A 9,672-nucleotide genomic window follows, 5' to 3' on the forward strand; every position below is an offset into this window, starting at 1 on the left:
CCTATCGGAAGACGGCTTCCGACTTCCGACATAATACTATATGTTTTTTAAGTATATAAATATTCCCCTTAACAAATTGCTAAAAGCAAATAAGGAAATAAACTAAATAAATGAAATAATTAACAAGGATAAATGATTTTGATGCTTTAAGTTAAGCAAATTACGGAATAAAAGAGAAATAAGCATAGAAAAGATAATTTTACCATAATATATAAATACTATTTAAATAAAAATTTATAATGTATATCCATTTAATGAAAATTATTTTCTTAATTATATTAATTTATAAATATATTAATAAATAAACTTCTAAGAGGTGAGAATTTGAAAGTTGATAGAAAAGCTAAATTCTGCATATTTTTGGTTATTGCCGTCCTTGCCTTGGGATTGAGTAATTTTGCAGCTGCATTTACAGGGGATTTTGTTAGTTCATCCTTTCCAGGAATAAATGATACTGACAAGATGATTGCATTGGATAACGACAATTTTGTTCCAGCAACTATAAATGCGGTTTATGAACCAAAAAAAGTAGAAGAAGTTAATGAAACTGATAATGAAACAGATTCAAATTCCACTATTGAAGACAATGATGATGGTTATGATAATGGAAACACCAATCCAAACAGTAATCATAACAGTAATCATAACAGTAACTCAAATTCAAACGGCAATGAGAATGGTAGAGGAGATAATTCAGATTCCCAATCAAATTCTGGTTCTGCAGATATTGGTGATGATGAATAACTACCATTAATCTTTTTTTATTAAATTTATTGCTTCTTTATTCTCTTTTTTAAACCATTTAATGTAAAATTACTCGTTAAAGAAAATTTAGAAATTTTTCTAATTATATTAAACTAAATATAGAATTAAAAAATATAAAAATATCAAATTTTAAAAAAAAATCCATGTCTAAAGGTGAAAAAATGAAAGAAAACAAAGAATTTGCTTTAAAGGTAAAAAGCATTAGAGAAAGACAAAATATGAGCATTGAAGAACTTGCAGAAAAAAGTGACGTGAAATTAGAAGTTCTTCAAGCTATGGAAAATGGTGAAATCATTCCTTCCCTCACTCCATTAACCAAAATGGCAAAAGCTCTTGGAGTAAGAGTGGGAACCTTCCTTGACGACACACCACAGCTTGGACCTGTTGTAGTAAGAGGAGGAAAACCAAACAATGTATTATACTTCTCCGGAAGAGAAGATGTGACTAATGCAAGTAATTTAGAATTCCACTCATTAGGTGCAGGTAAAATCGACAGAAATATCGATCCATACATAATTGACATTACATTTGAAGAAGACTACAAGTTATCATCACACGAAGGAGAAGAGTTCATTTATGTATTAGAAGGCGAAATTGAAGTGGAATACGGTAAAGACAAGTTTACTGTAGCTGCAGGTGACAGCATATTCTATGATTCAGTTGTACCACATCATTTACACTCAAGTGGAGACAAAGCAAAAATATTAGCTGTTTTATACACTCCTTATTAAGCCAATAGTGATTTAACCTTTATACGAAAGCAAATTAAAAAGAGCAAATATTAAATTATAAATAAAGATTAACTGATATTATTATGAAAATGGTGAAAAAATGAGTGAACTATTTACTGAACTTTCACTTGGAAAATTCTTTGAGAGCCAAGTTGAAAAGCAACCTGATCATGAATTTATCGTTTACCCCGACAGAAACCTTAGATTCACATATAAAGAGTTTGATGAAAGAGTAGACAATATGGCTAAAGGTCTACTTTCCATCGGAATAAAAAAAGGAGACCATGTAGGCATTTGGGCTAAAAACGTGCCTGAATGGTTAACATTTATGTTTGCAACCGCTAAAATCGGTGCAACAATCGTTACTGTGAACACAGCTTACCAATCCCATGAATTAGAATACGTTTTGAAACAGTCAGATATGAAAGCATTGGCAATGACTGATGGATTTAGGGATACAAGCTATTTTGATATCATTAATGAACTTGTTCCAGAAATGAAAACAAGTGCAAGAGGAAATTTGAAAAGTGAAAAATTCCCTTGCTTAAAATACATTATCCATGTAGGGCAGGAAAAGCATAGGGGAATGTTCAATACAAATGAATTATTGCTTCTTGGAATGAACTATGATGATGATGAGTATCAGAAAGTTAAGGATTCCGTTACACAACATGATGTAATCAATATGCAATATACAAGTGGTACTGAGGGATTCCCTAAAGGAGTAATGCTTACAAGCCGTAACATTGTTAATGACGGATATTACATTGGAGAAAACATGAATTATACTCCTGCTGACAGGCTTCTCTTACAAGTGCCTTTATTCCACTGCTTTGGAACTGTACTGGGAGTGATGGCAGTCATTACACATGGTTCCACTATGATTATGCTTGAAGAATATGACCCTCTTCTTGCAATTTCATCAATTCAAAAGGAAAAATGCACATCCATCTATGGAGTTCCAACCATGTTCATTGGAATGATGAACCATCCGATGTTTGATATGTTTGATATGTCTTCACTTAGAACTGGTATCATGGCAGGTTCCACATGTCCGGTTGAAACCATGAAAGATGCAATTGAAAAGATGAACATGAAGGAAATTACCAGTGTATACGGCCTTACTGAAGCAGCACCAGGATTTACTCAAACCAATGCAGCGGATACATTTGAGAAAAAAATCAATACTGTAGGAAGAAAATTCCCTAATATTGAAGTTAAGATTGTAGATCCTGAAACCGGTGAGGAACTTGGACCTGGAGAAACTGGAGAAATCATGTGCAGAGGTTTCAATGTAATGAAAGGTTACTACAATATGCCTGAAAAAACCGCTGAAACCATTGAACCGGATGGATGGCTACACTCTGGAGACTTAGCTACTGTAGATGAGGAAGGTTACTACTCAATTGTAGGAAGAATCAAGGACATGATCATTCGTGGTGGAGAAAACATCTATCCAAGAGAAATCGAAGAGTATCTCTTCACTCATGAATGTGTACAGGATGTTCAGGTAGCAGGTATTCCTGATGAGAAATACGGTGAAATCGTTGGTGCATTCATTATCAAGGAACCTGGATACGATGATGTTACTGAAGCGGATATCAGAGACTTCTGTATCGGCAGCATTGCTAGATATAAAGTTCCTAAATATGTGTTCTTTGTAGATGAGTTCCCACTTACCACAAGTGGTAAAATCCAAAAATACAAATTAGGTGAAATCGGATTAAGGCTTCTCGATGAGAGAAGAGAAAGAGGAGAATTATAATTCTCCTTAACCCCTCTTTCAATTATTTTTTAAATATGTGAATTCAAAAGTTGTTTCATCAATACCATAACCAATAGCCACTTTCCTTAAGTCAGCTAGTGTTGACTCAATACCATTAACATTTTCACTATTCACTGATAATCTAAGCTTGGATGTGAGAACATTTTCTATTCCATCCAATGACCAAATATGAAAATCATCAATTGATTCAACATGATTAACACTTAATAAATCTTTTTTTAATGAATCAACATCAATATTGCTTGGACTTGATTGCAAAAGTATTTTAACGCTTGCAATTAATGTTTTGGCCAAATTATAGATAACCCAAACACTTACTAAAATAGATGCAATTGGATCGAGAATTGGAATGTTTGCAAAATATAAAATCAAACTGACTATTAGAAGAGCAACCCATTCGAATACATCTCCAAGCATATGAATAGAAATGGCCTTTTCATTAAATGTTCTTCCTTTATGCAATCTAATTAAAGAGGCTCCTTTAAATATTATGCCTAAAATAGCAATCAGGATCATGCCTGAAGCATCAGGAGATTGGCTTATGAATAGTCGATGCAATGCTTCATAAGCAACAGTCATAGAGACTAGGAGGACTATAGTGGAATTAAATAAGGCTCCAAAAATGGATAATCTTTGGAAACCGTAAGTAAAATTATCATTGGATTTCCTAATGGAAAATTTTTCCAAAATCCACGCAATCAATATTGAAATTGTATCACTTAAATCATGCAAAGCATCAGATAGGATTGCTACACTATTCGTGAAAATTCCTCCGCTGATAACGATAATATTAAATATTATATTTAAAACCAATGCAATGGAAAGGTTTTCGCTAGCTTCTTTATGTACATTATGTTTTTTGAAATTTTTTTTAATCAAAGTATCCTCCTTTTATCAAGATCTTGAAATTAAATTCTATCATAACAATTTTAGAAAGAATAAAAAAATTACAATTATTCTATAAAAGAGTTTTTAAAGTCCCATAAAGCCATTCACATTTTTTCTTTATAACTGCATAAAGAAAAATTCTTTTGAATCAGATATTGGCAAAAGCCTACATTATCTTTTAAAAACCCAAATATAAAAATATAGATTAAAGATTTTTTTAATTGAATCAATATCATATTATATTAAATTGCAAACTCTTATAATTTTATATGTTTTACTATTTAATTTAAAAATATATAAAATAATAATGATAGAAAAAAATCAAAAAGAATAAAAACTTTTAAAAATAATAAATAATATCTACTATTTTTTACATATAATATTTAGAGGAATTAATATGGATTATGATGTAATATATATTGGAAGTGGAAATGCAGCATGGCAAGGAGGCCGTTTCTTAAGAAAAGCAGGCCTTAAAATATTAATCGTTGAAGAAAGCCTATATGGTGGAACATGTGCAAACAGAGGTTGCAACTCAAAGGCAATCCTTGATGCCCCATATGAAATAAAGGCATTGGCAGACAATTTCGAAGGCTGTGGAAAATCCGGCGATTTTGATGTGGATTGGACTGCATTAATGGAATTGAAACGTAAGAGAATTGCAAATATGGCTCCTTTCCTTGATGGAAAATTCAAGGAATATGGCCTTGATGTTGCTCATGGAAGAGGAATAATCATTGATGAGCATACCGTTCAAGTTGGAGAAGAGAAATTCACCACAGAGAAAATAGTCATTTGTACTGGTTTGAAACCTGCAATTCCAGACATTCCTGGAAAGGAATACTTACATGACAGCACTGACTTTTTAGACATTGATGAGCTTCCAAAGCATGCAATAATCATTGGTGCAGGATTTGTAGGAATGGAATTTGCATCAATCCTTGCAGAGGCAGGTCTTGAAGCGGATGTAATCATCAGAGGAGACAGGGCATTGAAATACTTCCACCAGCCATATGTTCAACATGTAATTGAAATACTTAAAGAGAAAAACATCAGATTCCACTTCAATGAAACCGTTAGAGAAATCATTAAGGATGAGAATGTTGCAATCGATAATCCTGAAAAAAGAGTTCTTAATCTTGAAAATGCATTGAATATTGATGATAAATTAAGGGATCCTGATGCTAAAATCGATAATAAAGCTTATGAAAATGCATTTACAGTTAACTGTGAAAGCGGTTTAAGCTTAGCAGGAGACTATGTCATTGCAGCTATGGGAAGAGAAGCAAATGTAGATGACATTGGTCTTGAAAACGTAGGTTTGACATATACCAATAGAGGAATTAAGGTTAATGAATACCTTCAAACTGAAGTTCCTAATATCTATGCAAGCGGTGATGTGGCAGATAGTGGAATCGCAAAGCTTGTAACTGTTGCAATCCATCAATCAAAATACCTTGGAAAGGCATTATTGGAGGAAAATCCTGAAAAAATAGTTTATCCTGTAGTTCCTGCAGTTGCTTATACAATTCCAAGAATAGCAACAGTTGGAGTTCCTGCTTTTGTAGCTGAAGAGAGTGATGACTACGAAGTGCATAGAATCCAATACGGAAAATCCTATTCACTTGAGCTTAAAAACGACAGAACCGCTGAAGCTAAGGTAATTGTAGATAAGGACCTTCAAATAGTCGGTGCAGAAATCATGGCAGCAGATGCCGAGAATGTGGCGAATATGTTTACATTCATCATCAATCAAAAAATCAGCCTTGAAGATCTTGACCATATGATTTATGCATTCCCTTCAAGCAGTTCAGTATGCTTGTACAAATTGCACAACATTCATTATACATTTTAGATAGGAATTTATTTTTCCTATTTTTCTATTTTTAATTTTTTTATTTTTTTTCTGAATTTTTATTTTTTTAAGTTTTTTATGATTTTCTATATGGTCCAAAATTTTCCAATTTTTGACTTGCTATCATTGATGCAAAATCTGCAGAATTTTTAAAAGTTTTGTTTTTTAATCTTGCTGATATATATGCAGCCATATAAGTATCACCACATCCAGTAGCATCTACAATATCATCACATTTAACTGCATTTATTTTAATAGTTGTGTCATTACTATCAACAATTCTTGAACCTCTACTTCCATTTGTTACAACAAATGTTGAACCTTCAAATTTTCCACATTTTATGATATCAAATTCGCCTTCATCCATGAAAATTGTATCACTTATATCAAAAACATATTTTAGGTCATCGGATAGTTTTAATACCATCGAATTGTTTTCATCCTTGAATCTTAAAAAACCTTGAAGTGAAATAAATATTGGAACTTCAAAAGTTTTCAGAAATTCCAAAGTTTCAATTGGAAAGTCATTGCTGTTAAGTGGTGTCAGGACAAATGCATCAATATCACGATCATCAATTTCACATTCATCAAGAATATTCTTTATCTCATCAGCAAGTATAGGTATATCTGCAAAGTTGGTTGATTGCTTTCTCATATCCAGATTATCCTTATTAGGATATTCATTAATGAAATGATGAGTATCATCCTTTAAAATTAGCTTTACTTTTGACTTATTTGGGAATTCATCAATCAAGTCAGCATTTGAAGCATTCACTACTGCTAAGTAATCATTGTAAAACTCTTCATAAACAAAGCTTTGGAAAAAGCTGGCTCCACCTACTTTAGAGCTTTCCTCATCTCCAATTATTATTAGATCTTCACATGCTGGTCCAATTAATACAAGTGTCATGGCAATCAATCTTTATTGTTTTAAAGAAAAAAATAAAATTCCTAATTTAAAATTATTTTCTCTTTAGAAATATATAAACTTAGTGAAAGATTAATTAGTATAAAAAAGAAATTAAATTAATATAAACAGGAACTATTTTTGATAAAATAATAAATCAGCAAAAAGGTAATAGAATGGATATTTTAAGTTTGCCCCTTAACATCATCATTGGAAACATAATATCTTTTTTTGCATCAATTGCACTTATCTTAAGTTGCGTAGTCAATGATAAAAGAGAGGCATATAAATATCAGGTTATTGAAGCGCTTATTCTTACTGTTTCCTCTGCTTTTTTCCTTTCATGGACAGGAATACTTACAATGCTCATTGCAGCGGCAAGGAATTACTTGGTTATGAATGAAAAGCTTACTTCCAAATTAGCAATAATGTTCATTATAATTACCCTAATCATTTGTCCAATAATAAATACAATGGGCCTGATTGGACTATTGCCTATGATTGGAATCATACAGCTTACCATTTGCAACTATTACTTGAAAACAATCAAATGGATTAAGGTAGCATTTATTGTTAATGTTTTAATCTATGCAGTTTACTTTATAGGAATATATGATATTGTATCATGTCTTACTCAAGTGATTACAGCCCTTATAGGATTTGTTTCATTATTTAAGTTAATTAAAGAAGAAAGTGAGAAAAGATGAAAAAATAGTTTAAATAATAAATAAATTAATAATTACTGTATTAATTGCTTGATAATAAAAAAAGAAAATATTTGAAGAGTGAATACTTTAAGAATTACTCTTCATTACTAAAATATTTTGTAAAGACATATGCAAGAATTGATCCTGCAAAGTTTTGCCATACAGAATACAATGCACCAGGAACTGTCGCTAAAGTCAATGCTGGGAAATGTGTTTTAGCAAGGCTTGTAGATAACCCTGAATTCTGGAAAGCAAGTTCTATTGCAATTGTAATCATCTGCTTTCTTTTCATTCCAGAAATATAAGCTATTACAAATCCTAAAGCCATTGCTATGAAATATTGCAAAACAATCACTGCAATTATTACAAGGGATGAACTGATAATTGCTTCCTTGTTTACACCAATCACACCAGCAACGATAATTGCTATCACAACAGAAGACAATGCAGGCAAGTAATCCTTCAATTCCTCACAAAAGTCTGGGAATTTATAATTGAGGAACAATCCTAAACCTATTGGAATAATTACAATCTGCACAATAGAAATGAACATATCAACAGGATTGAATGCTATTGTATTTCCAATTAGAATCAATGTGATAATTGGAGTTAAGATAGGTGAAATTACAGTGGATACTGCAGTAAGGGATACTGAAAGGGCCAAATCCCCTTTTGCTAAGAAGGTAATTACATCAGATGCTGTTCCACCAGGAACTGTTCCAACAAGAACAAGCCCAACAGCCAATGCTTCATTCAAGTGAAAAAGACTTGCAATTGCAAATGCTATAAGAGGCATCAGCAAATATTGGGTACTGACTCCAATTAGAATCTCTTTAGGCCTTTTGAATACATTTACAAAGTGATCTATTTTTAGTGTTGTACCCATTCCAAAGAGAATGATTCCTAAAAGAACATTTATTATATTTACTCCCATAAACTCTTCCATAACCCAATTAAATGAACTTGGAATGGTTATGGCAATAAATACAGCAAGTAGAATAATTATAAAGAAATATTTCTCAACTAATTTAAAAAATATTTTCATAAAATTAATATTTGTTAAATCTATTTATAAATCTTTAGATTGTGACATTGCTAAAAAAAAAAAATAATTAAATCTATAAAATTTTTAAAATAATTCCATATAATGCGAACTAATTATTGCATGATAAAAAAAAACAAGAATTGTAAAAAATATAAAAAAGAAAAAAAGGTTAAATTTTAAAAAAATAAAAGAAAGGAGATTATAAATCTCCTAAAAACTGTTTATTCTTCTTCTCTACGTTTTAAGCCTAATCCGATTAAGACGAATGCTGCTAATAAAGCAACTAATGGGTTACCAGTGTTTAACATTTTAGCTGGAACTACTTCAGGTACAGGTTCCTCAGGTTCTTCAGGTACAGGAGGTTCAGGTTGAGGTTCATCCTCATAAACACTTACAGTACCATTTCCGCTGGATGCAAGGTAAGTTGAATTACCTTTGAAAGTAGCAGTGAATTGATATTCATCGCCAGCTTTAGCATCTTCAGGGATAGTCCAATCGAATTGACCTTTACCATCTTTAACAGTGACAGTCACTTTCTTACCATCAGGGCAAGTAATTACAACATCACCATTAAATGGAGTTCCATCTTCAGTAGTAACTTCAACATCTAAAGTTACAGTTTCACCAGGTTTACCGCTAGCATCAGAAATGGTAGTGGTAGTTTCAATAATTATACTTAACCTATTAACAGTAATCTTACTAGTATTATTAGCAACAGTGTGATTTGCATCAACTTGAGTAGTCAAAGTAACAGTGTATTCACCAGCTAATAAATAATCCTTATCAATAGTGATAACACCATCTTGAACAGTACCAGACAATTCAACACCTTCACCAGTAATGACATAAGTCACACCAGTAGCATTCTCGCTAGCAACATTAACAGTAATAGGCTCACCATAAGTAACTTCAACATCCTCAGCACTAACGGCAGAAGGAGCTGGAGTCACAAAAATCTTACTAGTATTAGTAGCAACAGTGTGGTTAG

General features: G+C 32.0%; 9 protein-coding genes. 5 read left to right on the forward strand and 4 right to left on the reverse strand.

What is annotated here, in order from left to right; all coding sequences use genetic code 11:
• Positions 1 to 324: 324 nt before the first annotated feature.
• The 3 genes from VW161_RS03520 (at position 325) to VW161_RS03530 (ending at position 3,261) form a co-directional block, all read left to right on the forward strand.
• Positions 325 to 744: a hypothetical protein gene (locus tag VW161_RS03520; protein ID WP_325192709.1), complete on the forward strand. Its 420-nt coding sequence runs from the start codon at positions 325 to 327 to the stop codon at positions 742 to 744.
• Positions 745 to 926: 182 nt separating this feature from the next.
• Entirely contained in the window at positions 927 to 1,496 is a 570-nt protein-coding gene (locus tag VW161_RS03525; RefSeq protein ID WP_304089081.1) for a helix-turn-helix domain-containing protein, read from the forward strand.
• A gap of 100 nt (positions 1,497 to 1,596) precedes the next feature.
• The gene (locus VW161_RS03530) at positions 1,597 to 3,261 is read left to right on the forward strand and encodes an AMP-binding protein (protein ID WP_325192710.1); all 1,665 of its coding nucleotides are present in this window, start codon (positions 1,597 to 1,599) and stop codon (positions 3,259 to 3,261) included.
• 18 nt (positions 3,262 to 3,279) lie between these two features.
• Here the strand turns inward: VW161_RS03530 and VW161_RS03535 are convergent, their stop codons facing one another.
• Entirely contained in the window at positions 3,280 to 4,161 is an 882-nt protein-coding gene (locus tag VW161_RS03535) for a cation diffusion facilitator family transporter (protein ID WP_304093864.1), read from the reverse strand.
• 406 nt (positions 4,162 to 4,567) lie between these two features.
• Between VW161_RS03535 and VW161_RS03540 the strand changes: the two genes are divergently transcribed.
• The gene (locus VW161_RS03540) at positions 4,568 to 6,025 is read left to right on the forward strand and encodes a dihydrolipoyl dehydrogenase family protein (protein WP_325192711.1); all 1,458 of its coding nucleotides are present in this window, start codon (positions 4,568 to 4,570) and stop codon (positions 6,023 to 6,025) included.
• Between the two features lie 76 nt (positions 6,026 to 6,101).
• On the opposite strand, the gene VW161_RS03545 is transcribed toward VW161_RS03540, so the two are convergent.
• On the reverse strand, positions 6,102 to 6,935 hold the full coding sequence (locus VW161_RS03545) for a PfkB family carbohydrate kinase (protein ID WP_325192712.1): 834 nt from the start codon (positions 6,933 to 6,935) through the stop codon (positions 6,102 to 6,104).
• 173 nt (positions 6,936 to 7,108) lie between these two features.
• Here VW161_RS03545 and VW161_RS03550 point away from each other — a divergent pair, with 173 nt between their 5' ends.
• Entirely contained in the window at positions 7,109 to 7,639 is a 531-nt protein-coding gene (locus tag VW161_RS03550) for a YgjV family protein (protein ID WP_304089074.1), read from the forward strand.
• Positions 7,640 to 7,733: 94 nt separating this feature from the next.
• Here VW161_RS03550 and VW161_RS03555 read toward each other — a convergent pair whose 3' ends face one another.
• Positions 7,734 to 8,684 (reverse strand): bile acid:sodium symporter family protein, encoded by a 951-nt coding sequence (locus VW161_RS03555; RefSeq protein ID WP_304105518.1) that lies wholly within the window; start codon positions 8,682 to 8,684, stop codon positions 7,734 to 7,736.
• A gap of 221 nt (positions 8,685 to 8,905) precedes the next feature.
• On the reverse strand, positions 8,906 to 9,672 hold a 767-nt coding region (locus tag VW161_RS03560; protein WP_325192713.1), incomplete at its 5' end, for an Ig-like domain repeat protein.

Source organism: Methanobrevibacter ruminantium, assembly GCF_016294135.1.
Classification (GTDB): domain Archaea; phylum Methanobacteriota; class Methanobacteria; order Methanobacteriales; family Methanobacteriaceae; genus Methanobrevibacter; species Methanobrevibacter ruminantium_A.